The organism is Kribbella sp. NPDC049584, assembly GCF_040675555.1.
GTDB lineage: Bacteria > Actinomycetota > Actinomycetes > Propionibacteriales > Kribbellaceae > Kribbella.
This window is the reverse complement of the sequence record NZ_JBFAPF010000001.1, coordinates 1,061,708-1,086,181: the sequence shown is the minus strand read 5'-3', so window position 1 is coordinate 1,086,181 and position 24,474 is coordinate 1,061,708. Positions and strand designations below refer to the sequence as shown.

The window sequence follows — 24,474 nt, the reverse complement described above, 5'->3', positions numbered from 1 at the left end:
ACGAGTCCCCACAGCTTGGAGGGTTCTGGAAGGATTGCGGCATGGGACTTTTCAGCCGACGGAGCAGCCAGGACACGGACAATGTTGCCCTCGCCGCAGCGCGGGGCCGATTGTCTCCCGATGACGTGGATCAGGTGCGCTTCCTGATCACGACGAAGAAGGCAGTGCACGCGGTCAAGCTGATCCGCGATCGCACCGGACTGGACCTCAAGCAGTCCAAAGAACTCGTCGACGACATCCGCCTCGGCCGCTACGTGCCGCCGACCACCGGCACGCCGCTCGTGCGCCGCCCGGGGACGAACCTGGCCGAGCGCACCCGCGCCCTCAAGGCCGCGGGTGAGCTGCACCAGGCCACTGCCCTGGTCGTCTCCGAGACCGGCATGACCGACGAAGAGGCCGGCCTGTTCGTCGGCGCCCTCCGCGCCGACGCGCAGGACTAACCCTTCACATACGACAGCTTCTCGGCGATCTTCCCGTCGCGCAGCCGCAGTACGTCGACCCCGCGGACGTGCCCGCGATCGCCGGACGCATCACGCCACGAGTACCGCCACCGCACGACGGCCCGCTCACCGAGCACCACCGTCTCCTCGGTCTCGAAGTGTGGGTCGTCGGTGTCTGCGAAAAGCCGCGCCCACTCCGCCCGTACTGCATCGGTGCCTTCCAGACGGGTGCCGTCCGGGGCCGGCGAGGTGGACTCGAACACGATGTCGTCGGTGACCAGCGACATCGCCTTGTCCAGATCGCCCGCGTCGAACGCGCTCCCGAACCGTTCGATCACCTCGAGCGCCGGGGTCCATCGCGGATCGCGGCCGAAGGCTGCCAGCAGTTCGTCGGCCGGAGCCGTGAAGCCTTCCAGGTGCGCACCGACTGCACCAGCTGACCGGTAGATCTGCTCGCGCTCGGCGAACCACGGCGTGATCTCGTCGACCAGATCCGCGTCGAGACGTGGTCGAGCGCCGATCGCCACCGCCAGGTCCCACCCGTGGATCAGGTGATCGGCGGCGAGTTGGTGCAGGTACTCGCCCGGGTCCTCGTCGCCGTACGACAGGTGCACCTTGTCGATCGGCAGCCCTGCCGCGGCCTCCGCCTCCCGGGCCGCGGACGACGCCGCACCGGCGGGATCCTCCCCTAGCAGGTCGCCGTCCAACGAGTCCCCGACGTCGGCGATCGTCCTGCCCTCCATCAGCGGTACCGCCCAGCGCTCCTCGCCGACCACGTGGTTCACCAGCGCCCGGACGTCCCAGTCCGAGCACGGCGTCGGCTCCGTCCACTGGTTGTCCGCGACGTCCGCGACCAGCTCCGCGAAATTCCTGACCGTGCGGTTGTGCAGCTCTACGACATCCATCTCCCGCACCCCCTCCCAAGCGTCAGCGTCCGCCTGCGTGGGGGCCGGGTCAATTACCCCAGGGTTACCTAGCGGCCGAGCTGGAGTTGCTGCGCCGCCTCGTGGGCGTGGTGGGACGCGGTCAGGTCGCCGGCGGCCGCGAGCAGGTCGCCGTGGTGCCGGTAGCAGGACCCGGCGAGGTCCTTCATGGTCGGGTTGTCGTCGGTGAACGGAATCAGCGCGGTCGCGACCTCGGCGCACCAGCCGCCCAGGTCGAGCGCCATCTCGGTCCGGCCGGCCTGGTAGTACGCCTCCGAGATGTCGAGCAGGAGCTGTGCCCAGATCGGCACGTACGTGCTGGTCTCGTATCGCATCCGGTGCGACTCACGCTCCGACGAGATCGCGAACAAGTAGTGCGCCTCCAGCCCCAGCGTCAATCCGGCTTCGGCATCCTGCATCAGCAGTGGCCGAACCAGCTCGGCCAATTCGGTCGCACGGACGGCGGCGGACTCCGGGTCGGTCCGGCCCGACACCGTCGCCAGCGTCATCCCCGGCGCGGGCTCACTCAACGCAAGCAGCCGGTGGTACTGCTCGAACGGCCCGAGCTTGATCTCAGCGTTCTCCAACGCCGCGACCAGTGTCAGCGGCAGCCCGCGGTCCAGCTCCTCGACTACCCGGACCGCCGTCTCGCCGTCGGTGTCGTACGCTGTACGCAGGCAGGCCTCGCCCTCGAGCCGGCCGACGATGCCGAGGTGCTTGCCCTTCCTGACCAGGGCGGCGACCAGCGTGCGCATGTCGGTCGCCGAGTCCGAGTCGGCGAGCGTGTCGGCCGTCGTCAGCCCGATCTCGTCCGCCTCGAGCGCGAGGTCCAGCCGCCCTTCGGCCGCGTGGACATCCGCCGACACCGCGGTCGCCGTACACAGATAGCGCGCGTACGACAGGGACTGCGGGCTCTCGTTGATCTGGTCCGCTAGCTGCAGGAACAACTGGGTCGCTGCGTCCGCGGAGGCAACCGCCAGCGCGGGGTCGCCGTACCGTCGCAGGATCAGGGCGTTCATCGCGAGCACCCGGGCGAAGTCAGGCTGGTGCTTGAGCCCGTCCGCACCGCCGACCAGCTGGCCGTAGGCGATCACCGCGCCGTCCATCTCCAGTACGGCGGTCGCTCCGTGACCGCGATGCGCCTGCGTCATGGCGCGCCGGGCGCGGATGTCGGCGAGGAAGCTGGTGGCATCGAGTACGCCGGCGTCCTGCAGCTCGGTGTAGCCGAGTTGGGCCTCGTGCAGCGCGGCCAGTGCCTCTTCGTGGCGGCCCGACGCGTTCAGTGAGCCGGCCAGCTCGTACTGGGTCGCGGCCATCAGGTGCTTGGCCTCGTAGTGGTTCGGGGACCCTTCGGCCCGCTCCCGGGCCAGCTCGATGACCCGCTGCTGGTACGGCCCGGCCTCGTCGGCGCGCCCCTCCTCGATCAGCACTTGGGCTGTCTGCAGCGCCTCGCCGAGCTCGTCCTCAGGAGGCGTCCAGAGCCCCCCGCTGTCCACCATCTTGACGTTCCACCCCTTCGCAGGTTCCAGAGGGTGAGCTTAATGGGGATCTGATACTGACACTGTCGATTACTGGCAGGTAGCCTAGGCAGATGAGCGAGCAGACGTCGATTCCCGCGGATCCGGAGCTCGATCCGACCGCGTCGTACGCGACCGACCAGTCGGTCATCCGCCGGTTGTCGGGGCTGCTGCGGGCGACGGCGGGCACCAGGACGTCGTACGCGCCGGCGACCGGGCAGCCGATCGCGGACCTGCCGGTGTCGAGCGAGAACGACGTGGTCGGGGCGGTCCGGCTGGCCCGGAAGACGCAGCAGAACTGGCGACGGGTGCCGCTCGCCGAGCGCGCCGCGATCCTGCTGCGGTACCACGACCTGGTCCTCGACCACCGGCACGAGCTGATCGACCTGATCATCCGCGAGTCCGGCAAGGCGCGGAAGCAGGCCTTCGAGGAGCTCGCGCACGTCGCGCTGACGGCGAGGTACTACGGCCGCAAGGCGCAGGAACTGCTCGAGCCGCAGCGCAAGCTCGGCATCTTCCCGGTGCTCACCCGGGCCGAGGAGCGGTTCGTGCCGAAGGGTGTCGTCGGCATCATCTCGCCGTGGAACTACCCGCTGACGATGGCGATCAGCGACGGTCTGCCCGCGATCCTGGCCGGCAACACGGTCGTGCACAAACCGGACAGCCAGACCCCGCTGACCGCGCTCCGCGGGATCGAGCTGCTGTACGAGGCCGGTCTGCCGCGAGAGGCCTGGCTCGCGGTGAACGGCGACGGCCCGACCGTGGGTGGCGCGCTGATCCAGAACGCGGACTACATCTGCTTCACCGGCTCGACCAAGACCGGCCGGCTGGTCGCGAAGCAGTGCGGTGAGCGGCTGATCGGCTGCAGCCTCGAGCTGGGCGGCAAGAACCCGATGCTCGTACTGCGTGACGCCGACATCAACCGTGCCGCCGAGGGCGCCGTACGAGCCTGCTTCGCGAACGCGGGCCAGCTGTGCGTCTCGATGGAGCGGCTGTACATCGCCGACCAGGTGTACGACGCGTTCGTGACGGCCTTCGTCGACCGGGTGAAGAAGCTCCGCCTGTCGGCCGGCACCGGCTGGGACGTGGATATGGGGTCGCTGATCTCGAAGGCCCAGCTCGAGACGGTCACTCGGCATGTCGAGGACGCGCGGTCCAACGGCGCGACCGTCCTGGCCGGCGGGAAGCCGCGGCCGGACATCGGCCCGCTGTTCTACGAGCCGACCGTGCTGTCCGGCGTCACCCCGGCGATGGAGTGCTTCGACAACGAGACCTTCGGGCCGGTCGTGTCGATCTACCGGTTCTCCGACGAGTCCGAGGCGATCCAGCGCGCGAACGAGGGTGAGTACGGCCTGAATGCGAGCGTCTGGACCCGCGACGGCCGGCGTGGTCGTGCGGTTGCCGCGCAGCTGATGGCCGGCACGGTCAACGTCAACGAGGGATACGGCGCGACCTTCGGCTCGATCGACACGCCGATGGGCGGCATGCGGTCGTCCGGCCTCGGTCGCCGCCAGGGCGTCGAGGGCATTCGCCGGTACGTCGAACCGCAGGCGATCGCCACGCAACGTCTGATGCCGATCGCGGCGTCGCACGGCCTGTCGGACGAGAAGTTCGCCGAGCTGATGACGGGCGCACTGCGGATACTCAAGAAGATCGGCCGTCCGTGAGTTTCGATTACGACGTCCTCATCGTCGGGTCCGGCTTCGGGGGGTCCGTGTCGGCCCTGCGGCTGACCGAGAAGGGGTACCACGTCGCCGTCATGGAAGCCGGGGCGCGGTTCGAGGACGGCGCCTTCGCGAAGAACTCGTGGGACACCAAGCGGTTTCTGTTCGCGCCGAAGCTCGGGATGTACGGCATCCAGCGGATCAGCGCGCTGCGTGACGTGATCATCCTGTCCGGCGCCGGTGTCGGCGGCGGCAGTCTCGTCTACGCGAACACGCTCTACGAACCGCTGCCCGCGTTCTACGCCGACCGCCAGTGGGCGCACATCACCGACTGGAAGTCCGAACTCGCGCCGTACTACGACCAGGCGAAGCGGATGCTCGGCGTCACGACGTACCCGGGCTTCACGCCGGCGGACAAGGTGATGAAGCAGGTCGCCGATGACCTGGGCGTGGGCGACACGTTCCACCCGACGCCGGTCGGGGTCTTCTTCGGCGAGGCCGGTGTCGAGGTCGACGACCCGTACTTCGGCGGCGCCGGCCCGCGTCGGACCGGCTGCATCGACTGCGGCGAGTGCATGACCGGCTGCCGCCACAACGCGAAGAACACGCTGACGAAGAACTATTTGTACCTGGCCGAGAAGTCCGGCGCGGAGGTCTATTCGCTGACCACCGTGACCTCGGTCGAGCCACTGCCCGGCGGCGGGTACGCCGTGGACACCCGCCGTACGTCGAACAGGAAGCTCACCCGTCGCTTCACCGCGCAGCAAGTGATCTTCGCCGCGTCGGCCCTCGGTACGGCGAAGCTCCTGCACCGGCTCCGCGACGAGGGCAAGCTGCCCCGCCTGTCCGGCCGGCTCGGCGTACTGACCCGGACCAACTCGGAGTCGCTGCTCGGCGCGATCTCGAAGGACCGCGACGTCGACTACAGCCGCGGGGTCGCGATCACGTCGTCGTTCCACCCGGACGACATCACCCACATCGAACCGGTGCGGTACGGCAAGGGCAGCAACGTGATGTCGCTGCTGCAGACCGTGCTGACCGACGGCGACGGCGACAAGCCGCGCTGGCGGACCTGGCTGCGGGAGCTGGGCGTCCAGCGGAAGAACATCCGCAAGTTGTACGACCTCAAGCACTGGTCCGAGCGGACCGTGATCGCGCTGGTGATGCAGACCGCGGACAACTCGATCACGACGTACGGCAAGCGGGATCGGCTCGGCCGCTGGCGGCTGACGTCCAAGCAGGGCCACGGCGCCCCGAACCCGTCCTGGATCCCGGTCGCGAACCAGGTGGTCCGGCGGATGGCGAAGCTGATGAACGGTACGCCGGGCGGCACGATCGGGGAGCCGTTCAACGTGCCGATGACCGCGCACTTCATCGGCGGCTGCGCGATCGGCGATTCGGCCGAGACCGGCGTGGTCGATCCCTACCACCGGGTCTACGGGTACGACGGCCTGCACATCGTCGACGGCTCGACGATCTCCGCGAACCTCGGGGTCAACCCGTCGCTGACGATCACCGCCCAGGCCGAGCGCGCGCTGTCGTTCTGGCCGAACAAGGGCGAGGACGACCCGCGGCCGGCGATCGGGTCGGCGTACCGACGGGTGCAACCGGTGAAGCCTTCGCATCCGGTCGTTCCGGCCGACGCACCCGGCGCGCTCCGGCTGCCGATCATCCCGAAACAGTCTGTGACGAAGCCGTAACACCTTTGCGATCTTCGGAGATCGAAAAGAATGCGGCGGCAGGGAAATGAATAAGCCTCAGCAGTAAGTTTGCTGAGGCTTATTGAAAAGGTCCAGAAAAGGGAGCAGGTCCCTCGGGAACGTTTCCGCCCAAATCGTTTCCCGAGGGACCCACTCAAGCCGGGGTGAGGCGCCCGGCGCTTTGGGATCGGATCGCCAACCATGGCTGGCGACCCGAGCTCTTGGGTACTACCTTACATCCGATTCCCACCGCTTCGAGGCCTTGTGACCACTCTGCGTGCTGATCGTAATGATCAGCTTTTGTTGCTCCTGGTAACCGGGTGGCGGTCTTCCTTGCGGTAACCGCCTTCGTACACATCAACGAGCCCATCTACGGGGGGTTACGAGGTTCCGCAGAAATATCCGGATTCTTTTGCGGGAAGTGCGGAGAGTGGTCGTGAGGCACTTCGGCCGGAGGTGTTGCACGTGACGCCCGCCGCAGAACGGGCGTACCCGCCTGACCTACTCTGAGCCGACCGTTCTGATGAGGCAGGAGAAGGCATGAGCGAGATCCTGGACGTGGCACGTGAGCAGGTTCTGGAGCAGGGCATCGGGCTGAGCCAGGAGCAATTGGTCGAGGTCCTCAGCACTCCCGACGACCGGCTGCCCGAACTGCTCGCGCTCGCGCACGACGTCCGGGTGAAGTGGTGCGGCGAGGAGGTCGAGGTCGAGGGGATCATCTCGCTCAAGACCGGCGGCTGCCCCGAGGACTGTCACTTCTGCTCCCAGTCCGGTCAGTTCACCTCGCCGGTGCGTTCGGTCTGGCTGAACATCCCCGAGCTGGTCGAGGCCGCCAAGGAGACCGCGAAGACCGGCGCCACCGAGTTCTGCATCGTCGCCGCCGTCCGCGGACCGGACCAGCGGCTGATGAGCCAGGTGAAGGCCGGCATCGAGGCGATCAACGCCGAGGTCGACATCAACATCGCCTGCTCGCTCGGCATGCTCACCCAGGAGCAGGTCGACGAACTGAAGTCATGGGGCGTGCACCGCTACAACCACAACCTCGAGTCGGCCCGGTCGTACTTCGGTGACGTCGTCACCACGCACTCGTTCGAGGAACGCTGGGAGACCTGCCTGATGGTGCGCGACTCCGGGATGGAGCTGTGCTGCGGCGGCCTGGTCGGGATGGGCGAGACGCTCGAGCAGCGCGCCGAGCTGGCCGCGCAGCTGGCCGAGCTCGACCCGCACGAGGTCCCGCTGAACTTCCTCAACCCACGACCGGGCACACCGTTCGGCGACCTCGAGGTCATGGACGGCAAGGACGCGCTGCGGACGATCGCCGCGTTCCGGCTGGCCATGCCGCGCACCGTCCTCCGGTACGCCGGCGGCCGCGAGCTGACCCTCGGCGACCTGGGCACGCGGGACGGACTGCTCGGCGGGATCAACGCCGTGATCGTGGGCAACTACCTGACCACCCTGGGCCGCCCGGCGACCGCCGACCTCGACCTGCTCGCCGAGCTGAAGATGCCGGTGAAAGAGCTGCAGAAGACGCTGTGACCGAGATCTACTGCGGCCGATGCGGCCGTTCCGTGGAGGATGGCGAGCACGACGGCTGCCGCCGGGCGTTGGCGCTGGAGCCGCCGCGGTACTGCGCCGAGTGCCGCCGCCGGATGGTCGTGCAGGTCCACCCGATGGGCTGGTCGGCCCGCTGCTCGGTCCACGGTGAGCTGACCTCCGGCTGAGCCCGGCTAGGCTGGTGCGCATGCCTGATGCCGCGCCTCGCCTCCTGGTCGCGCTCTACGGGCCGACCTCGGCGGGCAAGACCGCGGTGTCGGTCGATCTGTGCCTGCGGATCCAGGACGAGCTCGGACTCGCGACGATGGTTGTCTCCGCGGACTCGCGGCAGGTGTACCGGTACATGGACATCGGCACCAGCAAGACGACGCCGGAAGAGATGCGCGGCATCCCGCACACGATGATCGACGTCACCGAGCCGGTGCGGAAGCTCGAGCTGGAGACGTTCGTCTCGCAGGCGCGCGGGCACATGGAGCAGACCTGGGCGGCCGGCGGCGTGCCGGTGATCGTCGGCGGTACGAGCGTCTACGTCCGCTCGCTGCTGGAGGGCTGGGAGGTCGACGCCGTCGCCGAGGCGCGGAACGCGATCCGCCGCGACTTCCCGCGCAGCATGGCCGAGGACGCGTACGCCGTACTCAGCCGGCTCGACCCCAAGGGCGCCGCCAAGATCCACGAGAACAACTACGACGCGATCGTGAACGCGCTGGCACGGGCCATGGGCAACGATCCGGAACGGGCCGTCGCGCCGGCGACCCGGCAGGTCGTGTTCTCGGTCGACCGGCCGGCGAGCGAGATCGATCAGCGGGTCGCGGCGACGTACGACCATCAGATCGAGCGCGGGCTCCGCGACGAGGTCCTCGGGTTGGACGAGCGGTACGACGTCCTTACGCAGTACCGCCGGCTGGGTCAGAAGTCGCCGAACCAGGTCGTCCACACCCACGGGTACACCGAGTGGTTCGACGTGGCGCTCGACCGGGGTAAGTCGCTCGAGAACCTGAACGCGGACGACCAGGCCGAGGTCCGCAAGCGCGTGGTCGAACGGATCCAGACCCACACCCGCCGGCAGCGTGCGGCCATCCCCAAGCTCGCCGGCGTCCGCCCGGCCCGCAACGCCAACGACGCCTTCAACGCGGTGAAGTCAGCCCTCGAAGCCGGCCCGGTCGATCGGACCCCGGGCGGCAAACCCGGCAACTCCGGCGGCAAGCCCGGCAAGTCCAGCAAGGCCGGCAACTCGGGCGGCAAGTCCAGCAGCGCCGGCAAGTCGGGTAGCTCGGGCGGCAAGCGGGCCGGCGGCCGCTCGGGTCGCGCCGCCCAGCCTGGCCGACCCAACTCGAACCGCGGCTCCCGGCGCCGCTGACGCTGCCAGGAAAGCAAGCCGGGGGCAGACCACACGCGGTCGCCCCGGTTGCCTCGGTCGCGCACCGGCCGCCCGTTGTGGACGGCCGCCGGCGTCAGCCTCTTACTTGCCTTTGCCCTTCTTCTGTTCGGCCTTCTTCGCTGCGGCTGCAGCGCGGCCGCGCTGGGTGTTCGGGTTGGTGGAGCGAGCCTGGTCGGCCTGCTTGCGCGATGCACCCCGCTCGTGCCTGTTGCGGTTGCTCTCGCGCTGGTTGCTGTCGTGTTCCTGGTCCTTGCCTTTTTTGCTGAAGGGCATATCCGGTTTCCTTCTGTCGAAGCCGCGAGCCGCGGCGCATGATCGGTCGGGTTCCAGCAGACGGCCCGACGCGCGGGCCGGTTCCAAGGCGGGCAGGCTAGCCGCGGCCCTGTCCCTCTCGCCGGGGCGGACGGGCCGGGGTCAGGATCGGCAGATCGCGAGGGGTCGTTGCCTTCCCGCCCTGCTCGCTCTTGCCGCCCTTGGGCTTGTCCTTGTTCGTGTCCTTGGCGCCGTACGGCACGTGATGCTCCTCTCGATGCGAGCTGCGGGATGCCGCTCGTGATCGGTCATGTCTCCAGCAGACGTCGGGTGTCGCCGGCCGGTTCCCCGCTGGTTCGAAGCATCGGAAGATTAACCACGACCGGGGTTCACTCTGCGTTCACAGCGGTGGTCGCCGAATGAGCGATTGACCTGGCACGTCGGCTATCGTTTGGGCGTGGTTAACGTCGCCGCCGTCAACGTGCTGACCGAGCTCGGCACGGCGCGATGGTCGGCGCCGGAGGCCATGGCCTACGAGATCGCCCAGGAGGGTGTCCGGCAGGCGATCGGCTTCTACGCCCGGCCGATCACGGCCGAGGAATTGGCTGCCGATCCCGATGCCGCGATGAGCCGCCGGACGGAGCAGCAGGCCTGGGCGGCGCGCGGACAGGAGCTCACCCCGCTCGACACCCGGGCGATCAAGCGGATCCGCAAAGAGGCCGACGACCTCCTCATCATCGACGACGAAGACGACGATGATGAGGACGGTGTCGATGACGAAGCTGACGACGACGGTGACGACGACGACCTCGCCGAGGGTGACGAGGACGAGGACGACGACGGGACACTGGAGTAGTCGTGACGAGTCTGTGGGGGACCGGGTCGGCGGCGGCTGACCGGGAGTCGCTGGATGCCGGGGAGAGCGCGCGGATCTTCCGCGAGCTGATCCTGCCCGACCAGCTCGCCGGGAGCCGGCAGGAGCATCCGGTCGTGGTGCTCGTCGCAGGTCAGCCGGGCGACGGCAAAGCCACGATCACCGCGCTGGTTGCCGCTCTGCTGCGCCACCGCGGTCGTCCGGTCGTTCTCAACCCGGCCGCCTACGAGCCGTACCACCCGCGCTTCTACCAGCCGATCACCGACGAACCGCCGACACCGAGCCCGGACGTCGAAGCCGACGGCCGGCGTTGGTACGCGATGGCCGAGGCGCACGTGATCGAGCAGCGGTACGACGTGATCGTCGAGACCGAGCTCATCGACCCGGACGCGTTCGCCGACTCGGCCCGGCGCTTCAAGGCGGCCGGTTTCCAGGTCGAGGTCGCGATCCTGGCGGTGCCCGAGGCACTCAGCCGCCTCGGCGTCCTCGAGCGTCACCTGCGCGCGCTGGAGGCCTACGGCTTCGCCCGGCTCGCGCCGCAAAGCGTCCACGACGCGGGGTACGCCGGTGTGCTGCGTGCCGCCGAACTGATCGATGCGGGCGACTGGGCGGACCGGATCGCCGTCCTGCGTCCCGACGGGCAGCTGTTGTACGGCAACCAGCGCACCGCCGACGGGCAGTGGCAACGACCGGTGCGGACCGCCGAGGCGATCACGTACGAGCGGGACCGTCCGTGGACCGTGGTCGAGTCGCGGAACTTCCTGGAGACCGCGTCGCAGGTCGCCCGGATCGGGCTGGCGGCGCCGGTGCAGTGGATCCGTGACGAGTCGGTCGACGGCGGGAAGACGGTGACCGCGATGGCGCGGTCGCGGTTGCATCCGGATGCGGTGACGTTGCATATCGCAACGGCCGGGACCCAGTAGCAGGAGATGTCGCCCACATCCTGACCACCCGTGACGCCGTCGTCGGCGGGCAGCGATTACCGTGGTGGGTCCTCAGGATGGAGGCGGGAGACGGTGTCACAGTCGGTCAATGCGCTGCTACAGCAGGATTCGGAGCTGCTCTGGCATCCGTACTCCTCGCTGACCGCGCCGCCGCCGGTCCGGCTGGTCCGCGGCGCGTCCGGCGTACGGCTGCAGCTCGACGACGGCGCGGGCGGGACCGTCGAGGCGATCGACGCGATGGCGTCCTGGTGGTGCATGATCCACGGCTACCGGAACCCGGTGCTGGACGCCGCGGTGAAGAGTCAGGTCGACGACTTCAGCCACGTGATGTTCGGCGGGTTGACGCACGAGCCGGCTATCCGGCTGGCCGAACGGCTGGTGGAGATCACGCCCGCATCGCTGCAGCACGTCTTCTTCTGCGACTCGGGCTCGGTCTCGGTCGAGGTCGCGATCAAGCTCGCGCTGCAGTACCAGGTTGCCCGTGGCAACAATGGCAGGACCCGGATGCTGACCGTTCGCGGCGGCTACCACGGTGACACCTTCGCTCCCATGAGCGTCTGCGACCCTGTCAACGGCATGCACTCGCTCTTCACCGGCGCCCTGAAGGAGCAGGTCTTCGGGCCCCAACCCCCGGTCGGCTTCGACCGTCCTTCCGACGACCCTGAACTGCAGTCCTGGGCCGGCGCGATCAGTGACCTCGCCGAGCAACATTCGGACGAGATCGCCGCCATCATCGTTGAGCCCATCCTCCAAGGTGCGGGCGGCATGTACCCGTACAGCCCAGCCTGCCTGCGAGTACTCCGCGAGCTGGCGGATCGCTACGGCTTCCTCCTCATCCTCGACGAGATCGCCACCGGCTTCGGCCGCACCGGCACTCTCTTCGCCTCCGAACACGCCGATGTCGAGCCCGACATCCTCTGCGTAGGCAAGGCTCTGACCGGCGGCTACCTCACCCTCGCGGCCATGCTCTGTACGACGGACGTCGCGCGAACGGTCTCCGATGGCCCGGGTGGCGCCTTGATGCACGGGCCGACCTTCATGGCTAATCCACTGGCCTGCGCGGTCGCCCTGGCCTCGATCGATCTCCTGTTGTCCCAGGACTGGGCAGCTCGCGTCGGTGCGATTTCCGCGGGGTTGTCGTCCGGGCTGGCCGGAGCGCGGGAGTTGCCTGCGGTGAAGGATGTGCGCGTGCTGGGCGCGGTCGGCGTCGTACAACTCGGCGGGCCGGTCGATCTGCCGCGGATGACCGAGGCGGCTCTGCGGCGCGGGGTGTGGGTGCGGCCGTTCCGCGACCTCGTCTACACGATGCCGCCGTACGTGTGCACCGACGAGGAGATCGCGACCATCGCGGCGGGGATCACCGGTGCGATCGAGGAGGTCGGCTGATGCTCGAGGACTGGCTCGCCCCGAAGGCGGCGGCGCTCGAGGCGCGTGGCCTCACCCGGCGGCTGCGGTCGCGTGCCGCGGACGACGACCTGATCGACCTTGCAGGCAACGACTATCTCGGTCTCGCGCGCGATCCGCGCGTTGTGACGGCCGCCGCCGATGCTGTCCGCACCTGGGGCACAGGTGCAACGGCATCCCGTCTCGTGACCGGTACGACGGCTTTGCACGAGGAGTTGGAGTCCGCGCTGGCTGCCTATGTCGGGCAGGAGTCCGCGCTCGTGTTCTCGTCCGGTTACCTCGCCAACCTCGGCGTGGTCACCGCTCTCGGCGGCCCTGGAACCCTGCTCGTATCCGACGAGCACATCCATGCCTCGCTGGTGGACGCTTGTCGCTTGTCCCGATCCCGCGTCGAGGTCGTTCCGCACAACGACGTGGAAGCCGTCGAGAAGGTGCTTGCCGAGCGCAACGAACCGCACGCGGTGGTGATGACCGAGTCCGTGTTCAGCGTGCTCAGCGATGGAGCGCCCCTGACCGAGCTGGCGGCCGTCGCCGAGGCTCATCGGGCGCTGCTGCTCGTGGATGAGGCGCACGGTCTCGGGGTGACCGGCGGCGGCCGGGGCTCGGTGCACGCCGCGGGGCTGGCGGGGCTGGACCATGTCGCTGTCACGATGACACTGTCGAAGTCGATGGCTTCGCAGGGCGGTGTCGTCCTCGGTCCGGCGCTGTTGCGCGACCATCTCGTCAATCGCTCGCGGCCGTTCATCTACGACACCGGCCTCAATCCGGCCGCCTGCGCCGCGGCGCTCGCCGCGCTTCGCGTCCTCGAGGCCGAACCGGATCGCCCCGCTCGCATCCACGCCGCCACGACCCGCCTGGCCGGTGCCTTCGACGTTCCGCTCCCTGCCGGACCGGTGGTCTCGATCCCCATGCCCGGCCCGCAGCAAACGGTCCAGGCAGCGGATGTGTGCCGTCGCAACGGCGTACGCGTGGGGAGCTTCCGGCCGCCTTCGGTCCCCGATGGAATCTCGCGTCTCCGCCTGACCGCCCACGCCGGTCTGTCCAGCCACGACCTCGACCGCGCGTGCGATGTGATCGTCGAGGCGATCGCACAGGTCTCATGATCATTCTCGTCACCGGCACCGACACCGAGGTCGGCAAGACCGTCACCACCGCCGCCCTGGCGGTCCGCGCGGTCGCATCCGGCTCGCTTGCTGTCGTCAAGCCGGCGCAGACCGGGGTCGGGCCGGACGAGCCGGGCGACCTCGACGACATCCACCGGCTGACTGGGCTGACCAAACTGCACGAGGGCGTCCGGCTGCGCGATCCGTTGGCGCCGACCACCGCCGCGCAACGGGAGGGCGTCACCTTGCCTCCGGTTGCCGTGCACGCCAAGGCGATCGACGAGCTCGCCCGCACGAACGACACCGTGCTGGTGGAGGGCGCGGGTGGGATCCTGGTCGGGCTGGATGCCGAGGGCAACAACCTTGCGGACCTCGCCGGGCACCTGACGACACCGTTCGGTTTCGTCGTCGTCGCGCGAGCCGGTCTCGGGACGCTGAACCACTCCGGACTGACGGTCGAGGCGTTGCGGTCACGGGGACTGCCGATCGAAGGACTGGTGATCGGGTCGTTGCCGGCGGAGCTGGACCTCGCCGAGGAGTGCAACCTGGTGGACCTCCCGGCGGTGACCGGGGTGCCGGTGATCGGTCGGATTCCTGCCGGTGCGGGATCCCTCGATCAGGAAGCGTTCAAGGCCGCGGTCCCGAGTTGGTTCGGGTGAGCGGTTGCCCGGCCCGGTACGACGCGGCGCTCGGGTACTGGGTTGTCGACGATCCGGCGTTGGCGCGTGAGGTGTTGCTGGATCCGGAGACGTTCCGGCCGGACAACGCCGTACTCGCGCATACTCCGCTGTCGGTGAAGGCATTGCGGGTGCTGTCGGGGGTCGGGTTTGCGCTGCCGCCGACGCTGGCGAACAACGCGGGGGAGTCCCATCGGCCGATCCGGGCTACTGTTGCGCGGTTCTTCAGCCCTGCCCGGGTGGCCGCTGTCGAGCCTCTTGTCCGTGAGCTGACCTCGGTTCGGGTCGCGGGGGCAGCGGCTCGGCTCGTGGATGGTGAGGAGGTCGACCTCGTCCAGGCGATCGCCGCCGAACCGCCAGCCCTCGTGCTGCTCCAGCTGCTCGGTCTCACGGACGTCGACGTACCGTCGTTGAAGGCTTGGAGTCTGGACTCGCTCGAACTGTTCTGGGGCCGGCCGGACGAGGACCGTCAGCTGGAGCTGGCTCACAGCGCGGCCGAGTTCTACGCGTGGTTGCGGACGCGTACGCAGTCTGCCCGGCTCGAGCCCGCCGACGACCTGTTCGGCGCGCTGGTCGCTCTCGGCCTGACCGACGAGGAGGTCTGCGCCGTCGGCTACTTCCTCCTGATCGCCGGCCAGGAAACCACCACCCAACTCATCTCCACCACCTTCCAACACGCCCTCACCCACCCCTCCGCCCCACCGGGTGAGGTGGTTGAGGAGATGCTTCGGGAGGCGTCTTCTGTTCCTACCTGGAGGCGGGTTACCTCGCGTGCGACGACGATTGGTGACGTGGTGCTGCCTGCGGGGGCGCCTGTGTTGCTCGGGCTGTCCGGGCACGGTGGGCCGGCTGATCTTGCCTTTGGGATCGGTGTGCACCGGTGCCTCGGCGCGGGGCTCGCGCGGCTGGAGGCTCGGGTTGCGTTGGAATGTGCGCAGGACCTGCTGGCCGGTGTGCGGTTGACCGAGGAGCCGCCGATGATCGACCTGCTCTCGTTCCGCGCGCCGAAGCGTCTCCTGGTTGTAACGGACGGTAACACCCGCGACAACTGACGCGACTAGCGTCCGGACTCGTGAGCTCAACCTCCCGATGCCGAGTCCGGCTGTGGTTCGGTCCGCACCAGATCTCCGACTACATCGGCGACCAGGCCGCCGCCGCCCGCTACGAGGCAGCGATGCGACGCCGCTTCCCGGGCCTGGAGATCACCACCGACCCGCTGCCGATGACGGCCCGGCCGGCGGATTACAGCCCTGCTGACCTGCACCGATAGGCTTTGCGCGTGGCAGAGCATGAGTTGGTCTTGGTCGTCGACTTCGGAGCGCAGTATGCGCAGCTGATCGCGCGCCGTGTGCGCGAGGCGAAGGTGTACTCCGAGATCGTGCCGCATTCGATGCCGGTCGAGGAGATGCTGGCGCGCGAGCCGAAGGCGATCATCCTGTCCGGCGGTCCGCAGTCGGTGTACGCCGAGGGCGCGCCGCGGGTCGAGACCGCGCTGTTCGAGGCCGGCGTACCGGCATTCGGGATCTGCTACGGGTTCCAGGCGATGGCGCAGACGCTCGGCGGCGACGTCCGACGTACCGGACTGCGCGAGTTCGGGCGTACGCCGGTGACCGTCAGCGAGCCGGGCACGCTCCTCGCGAACATCCCCGAGGACCTGAACGTGTGGATGTCGCACGGCGACGCAGTGCACGCGCCGCCCGCGGGATTCGCCGTACTCGCCGCGTCCGAGGGTGCGCCGGTCGCGGCGTTCGAGGACCTGGACCGGCGGCTGGCCGGCGTCCAGTGGCACCCGGAGGTCCTGCACTCGCAGGCCGGGCAGGCTGTGCTGGAGCACTTCCTCTACCAGATCGCCGGCTGCAAGGGTGACTGGACGACGACCAACGTCGTCGACGAGCAGGTCGAGTTGATCCGCCGGCAGGTCGGCGACAAGCAGGTGCTGTGTGCGCTGTCCGGCGGCGTCGACTCCGCGGTCGCGGCGGCCCTGGTCCACAAGGCGATCGGCGACCAGTTGACGTGCGTGTACGTCGACCACGGTCTGCAGCGGGCCGGTGAGTCCGAGCAGATCGAGAAGGACTTCGTCGCCGCGATCGGGATCCGGCTGGAGGCGATCGACGCCGAGGAGCAGTTCCTGACCGCGCTCGCCGGGGTGACCGATCCGGAGCAGAAGCGCAAGATCGTCGGCCGGGAGTTCATCCGGACGTTCGAGGCGACCGCCCGCAAGGTGGACGCCGAGCGGCACATTGAGTTCCTGGTCCAGGGCACGCTGTATCCGGACGTCGTCGAGTCCGGCGGCGGCACGGGCGCGGCGAACATCAAGTCGCACCACAACGTCGGCGGTCTGCCCGACGACCTGCAGTTCAGCCTGATCGAGCCGCTGCGGACGCTGTTCAAGGACGAGGTCCGCGAGCTCGGCCTGGCGCTCGGCCTGCCGGAGACGATGGTCTACCGGCACCCGTTCCCGGGCCCGGGCCTGAGCATCCGGATCATCGGCGAGGTCACCCGCGAGCGGCTCGACATCCTCCGCGCGGCCGATCTGATCGCCCGCACCGAGCTGACCGCGGCCGGGCTCGACCGCGACATCTGGCAGTTCCCGGTGGTCCTGCTGGCCGACGTACGCTCGGTCGGCGTCCAGGGCGACGGCCGCACGTACGGCCATCCCGTCGTACTGCGTCCCGTCACCAGCGAGGACGCGATGACCGCCGACTGGTCCCGCCTGCCGTACGAAGTGATCGAGCGCATCTCGACCCGCATCACCAACGAGGTCGACGAGATCAACCGCGTCACGCTCGACGTCACGAGCAAGCCGCCGGGCACCATCGAGTGGGAGTAACCCGTCCCAACGGGCGAACCTGGTCGGCGCCGACGTCTTGTCGGGTATCCGCACCTGAATGTTCGTCCGCAGTTCGTGACGGCGGCGTACCTTTCCGTTAGGGGAGGTGGGGGACATGGCGCTCACAGTGGGCACGTTCAACCTGAACAACCTGTTCGACCGGTGGAACTTCGAGGGTGCGGTCGACGTGCTGGCGAGCGGGACCGGTTCGGTGCCGGCGACGTACACGTTCGACGACGAGCATCGGCGGCGGCTGCAGCTCGACGGGAACGGCAAGCTGCTGACGGCGAAGAAGCCTGAGGACACCAACCGGGTGGCCGAGCGGTTGCTGGGCGCGGACGTCGATGTCTGGATCGTGCAGGAGGTCGAGAACGTCGACGTACTGCGGGAGTTCAACCGCGATCACCTGAACGGGACGTACCAGCACGTGATGGTGATCGACGGCAACGACGCGACGCGGTTCATCGATATCGGGCTGCTGTCGCGCCGTCCTATCGGTGGGGTGACGAGCTATCAGCGGACGTTCCATCCGGACGTACCGGATCGGCCGATCTTCTCGCGTGATCTGATCGAGGTGGAGATCCTGGATGCTCGCGGCCGGAAGATCCTGACGGTGTTCGGTACTCACCTGAAGTCGAAGTACGTCGATTTCAAGGTGCCGGACCAGGCCCTGGCCGAGGCCGCGGCGCACCTGCTGCGGACACAGCAGGCCGAGACGATCGTGCGGATCATGGGATCGCGGATGGGTACGCGTCAGCGGTACCTGCTGTGCGGCGACATGAACGACACTCCGGACTCGTCCGCGTTGGTCGCCTACGAGAAGGCCGGGCTCGTCAGCGCGCTCACGGCGCCCACTGAGATCGGCACAGTGCAGACGACAGTGGAGTTGCCCGCGAACCCTGCGTGGACGTCGACGTTCAAGGACTCCGGGCAGCCGCGGACGTTCGACCTGATCGACCAGATCTGGTTGTCGCCGGCGCTGGCGCCGCGCTTGACGGGGTCGTTCATCGGTCGTCGTCGCAAGCTGGCGCGGGACGGGACGGATCACGATCCGGCTTGGATCTCCCTTGATCTATAGGGGTTTCATCGCCTCGATGCCGTCGAGGAGACGGTCCAGGCCGTAGCGGTACGAGTCGGCGGGAGTTGAGTCGTACCCCTTTGCGTGCCAGATCGCCGTCATCGCAGGATGCTGGTCGACATCGAAGTACGTCTCCCACAGGTCGTTCCGCTCGAACCACCAGGCGTCGTTGGTCTGCCCCGTGGTGCGCTCGACCAGCCGGCTCTCGGCCTCGAGGTGGGCGGCGGAGTCGACGTACGTCGTGATGGCGAGGGCAGCCGTGTTCGTCTCGGTCGCGGTCAGGCCGAGACCGAGCACCGCGGACAGCAGGTACTCGCGGCCGGCCAGCATGCCCGGCCCGACGGGCGGACGGATCGTCGAGACCTGCGACAGCCACAGGTGTTGCTGGAACATCGCGCGGGTCTGCTGCGAGTAGATCTCTACCTGCTCGCGCCAGTTCTCGGGGCGGGGCGCACCTGGTCCGGGGAGCTCGCGTTCGACGAGCACCTGGTCGACCATCAGGTCAAGCAGCTCGTCTTTCGACGGCACGTACGTGTACAGCGTCATCGTGCCGACGCCGAGCTCCTTGGCGAGCCCGCCCATCGAGGCCGCCGCGAGTCCTTGCTCGTCCGCCAGCCGGATGCCTGCCTGCACGACGTCGTCCACGTTGAGCGACGGTCGCCTGCCCGCGCCACGCTGCCTGGCGGGCTCGTTCGTCGTCGGTTCCGCTGCGCGGCGGTGGTTGCGCCACAGCAACGCCAGCGTCTTGTCCGGCTGACCCTGACCGCTTCGCCGCTCGCTCACGCCGCTAACGATAGGCGGTCGGTCGAATTCTCGTATACCCTACGAGAATTGTCCGTGAGGGAGGAGCGGTATGACGATCCTGGTGACAGGGGCGACCGGCAGTGTGGGCCGGCTGCTCGTGGACGAGTTGGTGTCGGCGGGTGCGGAGGTCCGGGCGCTGACCAACGATCCGGCTCGCGCGGCGCTGCCGGACGAGGTGGAGGTCGCCCGCGGGTATCTCGGCAGGCCTTCGACGCTGCCGGCTGCGCTGGCCGGCATCGACACGGTCTACCTCGCGCCGCTTCCGGCGTACGTCGACGACTTCGTCGCCTGCGCTCAAGTGGCTGGTGTGCGGCGGGTTGTCGTGTTGTCGGGGGAGCCGGCCGAGTATGAGGCGCAAGGGGATCCGTCGGCGTGGCACTACTACCGGATCGAGCGCGCGATCGAGGCGGCCGGCTTCGACTGGACGTTCCTGCGGCCGGGGCAATTCATGAACAACACGCTCGGTTGGGCGCCGTCGATCAAGGCCGAAAGCGTCGTACGAGCGCCGTACGCCGGGGCTGTGCAGACGCCCATCGACCTTGGGGACATCGCCGCGGTCGCGCGCGTGGTGCTGCTGTCGGGCCGCTTCTCCGGTCAGAAGATCATGATGAGCGGGCCGGAGGCGCTGACGCCGCCGGAGGAAGTCGAGCAGATCGCGGAGGCCATCGGGCGCGAGGTGCGCTTCATCGAGCAGACGCCGCAGCAATACCTCGACGAGCTCGCGCCGGCGATCGGTCTGGAGACCGCGCAGTGGTTGCTTGATGGCTTCCGAATGATGGCGGAGCATCCGATGAAGCCAGAGCAGGCGGTCCCTGACCTCCTCGACAGACCCGCAGTGACCTACCGCGAGTGGGCAGTCGGCAACGCCGCCGCCTTCCGCTGACGTGCGATCACCCGGGATCGCGTTGGACATCCAGGGGAACATGTGTTCGACTATTGGGCATGCGATGGGCAGGTCAGCAGTTGGATGCCGAGACGCCGGGCACGTTGCCGGGGCTCGGGTTGATCGCGGGTCTGGTCCGGTCGGTGACGACGCCGGAGTTCCAGGGCATCACGTTCCATGAGGTGGTCGCACGCTCCGCGCTGAACTCTGTGCCGGGCAACGGATTGCCCTTCAACTGGACGGTCAATCCGTACCGCGGTTGCACGCATGCCTGTCGGTATTGCTTCGCCCGACCGACCCACAAGTACCTGGAGCTCGACACCGGCCAGGACTTCGACCGGCAGATCGTGGTGAAGACCAACGTCGCCGATGTACTCCGGCGGGAACTGGCGCGCCCGTCCTGGAATCATGAACAAGTTGCCCTGGGCACCAATACCGATCCGTACCAGCGTGCCGAGGGCCGCTACCGGCTGATGCCCGGCATCATCGACGCTCTCGCCTCGTCCGGTACGCCGCTGTCGGTTCTGACCAAGGGCACCTTGCTTCGCAGGGATCTGGGTCTGCTGTCTGCGGCTGCTTCCGAGGTGCGAGTCGGCATCGGCATCTCCTTGGCTCTCGGTGACGAGGAGCTCCGCCGCCGCCTCGAGCCTGGTGTCCCGTCGGTCCGCGGCCGCCTGGACCTGATCCGTGCGATCCGCGACGCAGGTCTCCCGTGCGGCGTGATGGTTGCCCCCGTCCTGCCCTGGCTGACCGACTCGGCCGACCAGCTGGACCACCTCTTCGGCCAACTGTCCGAAGCCGGCGCCACCGGCGTAACCACCCTCATCCTCCACCTACGCCCCGGCGTCAAAGACTGGTTCATGAGTTGGCTGGCCCGCGACCACCCCGACCTCGTCTCCCGCTACGAATCCCTCTATGCCCACGGCTCCTACGCCAGCCCCAGCTACCGCAAAGCTTTCGAAGACAAGGCCCGCCCCCTCCTCGACAAACACGGCTTCGGCCGAGGCTCCTCCCACCGCTCCAAACCCCCCAACGGCATGCACCCCAAGCCCCCAACCGGAGTACTAAACGGCCACCGCACCACCTCCGGCTGGGGCGAGTCAGCAGACGAGCTGCTGCCGGAGCCTGAATCGGCAAGCAGCGCGGAGACAGCATCAGCGAGCGGCGCGCGGACAGAATCGGCGAGCCGGGCCGGGGCAGAATCGGCGAGCAGAGCGGGGGCAGATGTGAGCAATGCATCAGTCTCCGACCCCGCGACGGATCGTTTCCGCCATCCGCCTGCCCGGCGAAGCCGCCCCGCCCGCCCCGCGACTCCCATACAGGAAGCTCTCTTCTGACCCCCAGGCGGCCGACCGGCGGAACGGATCGGTTCCGCCGTCCGCCTGGCCGGCGGAGCTGCCGCGTCCGTCCCGCGGCTCCTGCGCAGGAAGCTCTCTTCTGACCTCAGGCGGCGGACCAGCGGTGCGGCGTTCTGGTTGGAACGACTAGGGGAGGGTGAGGATTTGGGGGCCTTCGGGGGTGATGGCGACGGTGTGTTCGGCGTGGGCGCCTCGGGTGTGGTCGGCGGAGCGGAGGGTCCAGCCGTCTTCGTCGATGATGTAGGTGGAGCCGGGGCCGGCCCAGAACCAGGGTTCGATGGCGAAGACGTGGCCGGCGAGGAGTTTGAGGCCTCGGCCCGGACGTCCGCCGTTGGCGATGTGCGGGTCTTCGTGCATGCGGCGGCCGACGCCGTGGCCGCCGAAGTCGAGGTTGGTGCCGACGTTGTCGCGCTTGCCGATGCGTCCGATCGCGGCGCTGATGTCGCCGATGCGGTTGCCTTCGACGGCGGCTGCGATGCCCGCGGCGAGTGCTTCCTCGGTGGTCGCGATCAGCTCGAGGTCCTCGGGTCGCGGCGTACCGACGCAGAAGCTGGTCGCGGCGTCCGCGCACCAGCCGTTGATCGACGCGCCGCAGTCGACGTTGAGCAGATCCCCGTCCTCCAGGCGAAGGTCACTCGGCAGTCCGTGCAGTACTGCGTCGTTGACCGACGTGCAGATCACCCCGCTGAACGGCGACGTCGCGAACCCGGGCTGGTACCCCTCGAACAGCGACACCGCGCCGGCGGAACGCAGTACGTCCCGGGCGACCTCATCGAGCTCGCGGAGCGAGACCCCGGCTGCGGCCTGCTTCTTCACCGCGGCCAGCGCAGTACCGACGACCCGCCCGGCCTCGCGCATCTGCTCGATCTCCGCCGCCGTCTTCAACTCGACCATCGTCTGCTTCCTCGTTCACGACTCGATGTCACCGGATAACTATACCGGTACTATTATCACACTCATGGTCCGACCACCTCTGTCCACCTGGGACCGCGAACGCGGTCGTCAGCTCGGCCGTCTGCTCCGCGAGGCGCGTGGCGAGCGCAGCATGGTCGAGGTGGCCGCGGCGTGCGGCGTCTCTGTCGACACGCTCCGCAAGATCGAGACCGGTCGCATCCCGACGCCGGCCCTGTTCACGGTGGCTGCCGTCGCCGCCACTCTCGAGATCTCCCTCGACGACCTGGTGGACGCGTGCCAGGACAGCCGGCCGGAAGGTAGAGCCAGCAGCTCCGACCTGATCGCGTAGGACACGATCAGATCTCCGTCCCAACCAAAGCCCTCGGCGCCGCGTCTTCATCGGCGACAAAGGGGGCTGGGGATGGCAGTACGACGACGTGCGGTGCTCGGGGGCATGCTGGCCGGCGCCGCGGCGATGGCGACGACCGGATGTATCGCGGACACCTACGCGAATACGACCAGCGATCACGGCGCGAAGACCGCGAAGACCACAGAACCGAAGCAGGGTAAGCAACCCGATCGGATTACCGTTGTCGCGACCGGCGACGTACTGCTGCACGAACGGCTGTGGACCACGGCGAAGCGTGATGGCGAGGGTGGGGACTGGGACTTTGCTCCGCTGATGAGCAGCGTGAAACCCCTTGTGCAGAAGGCGGATCTCTCGATCGCGCACCTGGAGACTCCGCTCGCACCTGCCGGCGGTCCGTACCACGGCTACCCGCTCTTCCAGGGTCCGCCGCAGATCGCAACCGCGCTCAAGAAGACCGGGTACGACCTGTGCACGACCGCCAGCAACCACAGCTTCGACGGCGGCGCGAACGGTGTCGACCGGACCCTGAACACCTTGGACAAGGTCGGTTTGAAGCATGCCGGTACGGCGCGGTCGCGGGCCGAGGCGGAGCAGACGACGATCGTCGACGTGGGCGGTGTGAAGATCGCCTCGCTCAGTTTCACGTTCGGGTTCAACGGGTTGCCGTACCCGAACGGTCAGACCTGGCGCGCCGGCACGATCGACGCGAAGACGATCGCTCGCAAGGCGCAGGAGGCGAAGGATCGCGGCGCCGATCTCGTCGTGGTCAGCTGTCATTGGGGCACGGAGTACTCGAGCAAGCTGAACGATCAGCAGCGTGAGATCGCCCCGCAACTGCTTGCTGATAGCAACATTGATCTGGTGATCGGTCACCATGCGCATGTGGTGCAGCCGATGGAGCAGATCGACGGCAAGTGGGTCGCGTACGGCCTGGGCAACTTGGTCGCCGCGCATCGCGAACCCGAGAGCACGAAGGCCGAGGGGTTGCTCGTCCGGTTCACGTTCAAGCGTGACGGTTCTCGGTGGTCGATCGAGCAGGCAGAGTTCGCACCGCTGTTGATGACGGATGTACTGCCGGTGCGGGTTCTCGACGTACGGCGTGAGCTCGCGAAGGGCACGTCGGTGGCGAAGAGGAGCCGGCTCGAGCTGGCGCAGCGGCGTACGACGGAGACCGTTCTGTCGCTCGGTGCGGCGCCGAAAATGCTTTGAGCTGGTGGGGTTCGACGGTCTAGGGTCCGTTGCATGATTACGTACTTCGTGATGGTCCGTCGTGCCCGGCTCCGGGCAGGCGAGGGGTGCCTGGGGATGGCATCCGCTCGATAGTCGTTGGGCCCAACGGGTCGTGGACGCGGCCGGGGTCAAACCCGGTGAGCTCGTCCTCGATGTCGGGGCCGGTCTCGGTGCGCTGACTGCACCGCTGGTCCGCGCCGGCGCCCGGGTGGTCGCCGTCGAACTCCATCCCGGTCGTGCCGATCGGTTGCGGAAACGGTTCGCGGACGCGCCGGTTACGGTGGTGCGTGCCGATGCCGGTGATCTCCGGTTGCCGTCGCGGCCGTTCCGGGTGGTGTCCAGTCCGCCGTACAACGTCTCTACGCTGCTGCTGAAGCGGTTGCTGGCGCCGGGTTCACGCCTGGTGTCGGCTGACCTCGTGCTCCAGCGACAGGTAGCGAACCGCTGGGCACGCGGCGAGGCACCGGGCGCAAACCGATGGTTCCGCTACTACGACCCGTCCATCGGCCTCCACCTTCCCCGCAAGGCTTTCACCCCACCCCCACACGTCGACTCCTCCGTCCTCCAACTACGCAAACGCTAAACAACCCGCCCCTC

At 68.4% G+C, this 24,474-nt stretch carries 26 protein-coding genes; 20 read left to right on the top strand and 6 right to left on the bottom strand.

The genetic code is table 11. The annotated features are described in order from the left end of the window. Positions 1-41 precede the first annotated feature (41 nt). Complete coding sequence (locus AB0J62_RS05395) at positions 42-440, top strand: hypothetical protein (protein ID WP_363864681.1); 399 nt, start codon at positions 42-44, stop codon at positions 438-440. On the opposite strand, the gene AB0J62_RS05390 is transcribed toward AB0J62_RS05395, so the two are convergent. Next, the gene (locus AB0J62_RS05390) at positions 437-1,345 is read right to left on the bottom strand and encodes a TIGR03086 family metal-binding protein (RefSeq protein WP_363864679.1); all 909 of its coding nucleotides are present in this window, start codon (positions 1,343-1,345) and stop codon (positions 437-439) included. The two genes, AB0J62_RS05395 and AB0J62_RS05390, sit on opposite strands and share 4 nt — an antisense overlap. Positions 1,346-1,413: 68 nt before the next feature. Beyond that, entirely contained in the window at positions 1,414-2,862 is a 1,449-nt protein-coding gene (locus AB0J62_RS05385) for a hypothetical protein (protein ID WP_363864677.1), read from the bottom strand. Between the two features lie 92 nt (positions 2,863-2,954). On the opposite strand from AB0J62_RS05385, the gene AB0J62_RS05380 reads away from it, so the two are divergent. From AB0J62_RS05380 to AB0J62_RS05360, 5 genes are all read left to right on the top strand, one after another. Continuing rightward, on the top strand, positions 2,955-4,547 hold the full coding sequence (locus AB0J62_RS05380; RefSeq protein WP_363864675.1) for a succinic semialdehyde dehydrogenase: 1,593 nt from the start codon (positions 2,955-2,957) through the stop codon (positions 4,545-4,547). Beyond that, the gene (locus tag AB0J62_RS05375) at positions 4,544-6,244 is read left to right on the top strand and encodes a GMC family oxidoreductase (protein ID WP_363864673.1); all 1,701 of its coding nucleotides are present in this window, start codon (positions 4,544-4,546) and stop codon (positions 6,242-6,244) included. The genes AB0J62_RS05380 and AB0J62_RS05375 overlap by 4 nt, the downstream gene beginning before the upstream one ends. A 540-nt stretch (positions 6,245-6,784) precedes the next feature. Then, positions 6,785-7,780, top strand: coding sequence for a biotin synthase BioB (gene bioB, locus AB0J62_RS05370; RefSeq protein ID WP_363864671.1), 996 nt, complete (start codon positions 6,785-6,787; stop codon positions 7,778-7,780). Further along, positions 7,777-7,965 carry a hypothetical protein gene (locus tag AB0J62_RS05365; RefSeq protein WP_363864669.1) on the top strand — a complete coding sequence of 63 codons (189 nt, stop codon included), beginning with the start codon at positions 7,777-7,779 and terminating at the stop codon, positions 7,963-7,965. Before bioB ends, AB0J62_RS05365 begins: the two co-directional genes overlap by 4 nt. Positions 7,966-7,985: 20 nt before the next feature. Then, positions 7,986-9,155 (top strand): hypothetical protein, encoded by a 1,170-nt coding sequence (locus AB0J62_RS05360; protein ID WP_363864667.1) that lies wholly within the window; start codon positions 7,986-7,988, stop codon positions 9,153-9,155. 102 nt (positions 9,156-9,257) lie between these two features. Here the strand turns inward: AB0J62_RS05360 and AB0J62_RS05355 are convergent, their stop codons facing one another. Further along, positions 9,258-9,449 carry a hypothetical protein gene (locus AB0J62_RS05355; protein ID WP_363864665.1) on the bottom strand — a complete coding sequence of 64 codons (192 nt, stop codon included), beginning with the start codon at positions 9,447-9,449 and terminating at the stop codon, positions 9,258-9,260. Positions 9,450-9,546: 97 nt separating this feature from the next. Then, positions 9,547-9,690 carry a hypothetical protein gene (locus AB0J62_RS05350; RefSeq protein WP_363864663.1) on the bottom strand — a complete coding sequence of 48 codons (144 nt, stop codon included), beginning with the start codon at positions 9,688-9,690 and terminating at the stop codon, positions 9,547-9,549. Positions 9,691-9,885: 195 nt separating this feature from the next. Between AB0J62_RS05350 and AB0J62_RS05345 the strand changes: the two genes are divergently transcribed. The 9 genes from AB0J62_RS05345 to AB0J62_RS05305 all read left to right on the top strand — a co-directional run bounded on the left by AB0J62_RS05345 (position 9,886) and on the right by AB0J62_RS05305 (position 18,338). Beyond that, the gene (locus AB0J62_RS05345; protein WP_363864661.1) at positions 9,886-10,284 is read left to right on the top strand and encodes a hypothetical protein; all 399 of its coding nucleotides are present in this window, start codon (positions 9,886-9,888) and stop codon (positions 10,282-10,284) included. 2 nt (positions 10,285-10,286) lie between these two features. After that, a complete protein-coding gene (locus AB0J62_RS05340; RefSeq protein WP_363864659.1) occupies positions 10,287-11,225 on the top strand; it encodes a zeta toxin family protein in 939 nt (312 codons plus the stop codon). A gap of 93 nt (positions 11,226-11,318) precedes the next feature. Continuing rightward, a complete protein-coding gene (bioA, locus tag AB0J62_RS05335) occupies positions 11,319-12,632 on the top strand; it encodes an adenosylmethionine--8-amino-7-oxononanoate transaminase (RefSeq protein WP_363864657.1) in 1,314 nt (437 codons plus the stop codon). After that, a complete protein-coding gene (locus AB0J62_RS05330) occupies positions 12,632-13,753 on the top strand; it encodes an 8-amino-7-oxononanoate synthase (RefSeq protein WP_363864655.1) in 1,122 nt (373 codons plus the stop codon). Before bioA ends, AB0J62_RS05330 begins: the two co-directional genes overlap by 1 nt. Beyond that, entirely contained in the window at positions 13,750-14,412 is a 663-nt protein-coding gene (gene bioD, locus AB0J62_RS05325) for a dethiobiotin synthase (RefSeq protein WP_363864653.1), read from the top strand. Before AB0J62_RS05330 ends, bioD begins: the two co-directional genes overlap by 4 nt. Further along, positions 14,409-15,482 (top strand): hypothetical protein, encoded by a 1,074-nt coding sequence (locus tag AB0J62_RS05320; protein ID WP_363864651.1) that lies wholly within the window; start codon positions 14,409-14,411, stop codon positions 15,480-15,482. The genes bioD and AB0J62_RS05320 overlap by 4 nt, the downstream gene beginning before the upstream one ends. 20 nt (positions 15,483-15,502) lie before the next feature. Beyond that, on the top strand, positions 15,503-15,700 hold the full coding sequence (locus tag AB0J62_RS05315) for a hypothetical protein (RefSeq protein ID WP_363864649.1): 198 nt from the start codon (positions 15,503-15,505) through the stop codon (positions 15,698-15,700). A 9-nt stretch (positions 15,701-15,709) separates the two neighbouring features. Next, complete coding sequence (gene guaA, locus AB0J62_RS05310) at positions 15,710-17,260, top strand: glutamine-hydrolyzing GMP synthase (protein ID WP_363864647.1); 1,551 nt, start codon at positions 15,710-15,712, stop codon at positions 17,258-17,260. 115 nt (positions 17,261-17,375) lie between these two features. Then, positions 17,376-18,338: an endonuclease/exonuclease/phosphatase family protein gene (locus AB0J62_RS05305; protein ID WP_363864645.1), complete on the top strand. Its 963-nt coding sequence runs from the start codon at positions 17,376-17,378 to the stop codon at positions 18,336-18,338. Here the strand turns inward: AB0J62_RS05305 and AB0J62_RS05300 are convergent. Then, on the bottom strand, positions 18,333-19,121 hold the full coding sequence (locus AB0J62_RS05300) for a TetR/AcrR family transcriptional regulator (protein WP_363864643.1): 789 nt from the start codon (positions 19,119-19,121) through the stop codon (positions 18,333-18,335). The genes AB0J62_RS05305 and AB0J62_RS05300 overlap by 6 nt on opposite strands. A 70-nt stretch (positions 19,122-19,191) precedes the next feature. Between AB0J62_RS05300 and AB0J62_RS05295 the strand changes: the two genes are divergently transcribed. Together AB0J62_RS05295 and AB0J62_RS05290 are read left to right on the top strand one after the other, a co-directional pair. Beyond that, on the top strand, positions 19,192-20,025 hold the full coding sequence (locus AB0J62_RS05295) for an NAD(P)H-binding protein (RefSeq protein WP_363864641.1): 834 nt from the start codon (positions 19,192-19,194) through the stop codon (positions 20,023-20,025). A 59-nt stretch (positions 20,026-20,084) separates the two neighbouring features. Next, positions 20,085-21,362, top strand: coding sequence for an Rv2578c family radical SAM protein (locus AB0J62_RS05290; RefSeq protein WP_363864639.1), 1,278 nt, complete (start codon positions 20,085-20,087; stop codon positions 21,360-21,362). 147 nt (positions 21,363-21,509) lie between these two features. On the opposite strand, the gene map is transcribed toward AB0J62_RS05290, so the two are convergent. After that, positions 21,510-22,277 (bottom strand): type I methionyl aminopeptidase, encoded by a 768-nt coding sequence (gene map, locus AB0J62_RS05285; RefSeq protein ID WP_363864637.1) that lies wholly within the window; start codon positions 22,275-22,277, stop codon positions 21,510-21,512. Between the two features lie 64 nt (positions 22,278-22,341). Between map and AB0J62_RS05280 the strand changes: the two genes are divergently transcribed. The 3 genes from AB0J62_RS05280 (at position 22,342) to AB0J62_RS05270 (ending at position 24,460) form a co-directional block, all read left to right on the top strand. After that, positions 22,342-22,626, top strand: a complete 285-nt coding sequence (locus tag AB0J62_RS05280; RefSeq protein WP_363864635.1) for a helix-turn-helix transcriptional regulator — start codon at positions 22,342-22,344, stop codon at positions 22,624-22,626. A 72-nt stretch (positions 22,627-22,698) separates the two neighbouring features. Further along, positions 22,699-23,856, top strand: a complete 1,158-nt coding sequence (locus tag AB0J62_RS05275) for a CapA family protein (RefSeq protein ID WP_363864633.1) — start codon at positions 22,699-22,701, stop codon at positions 23,854-23,856. Positions 23,857-23,917: 61 nt separating this feature from the next. Then, positions 23,918-24,460, top strand: coding sequence for an rRNA adenine N-6-methyltransferase family protein (locus AB0J62_RS05270; protein ID WP_363864631.1), 543 nt, complete (start codon positions 23,918-23,920; stop codon positions 24,458-24,460). Positions 24,461-24,474: the final 14 nt, after the last annotated feature.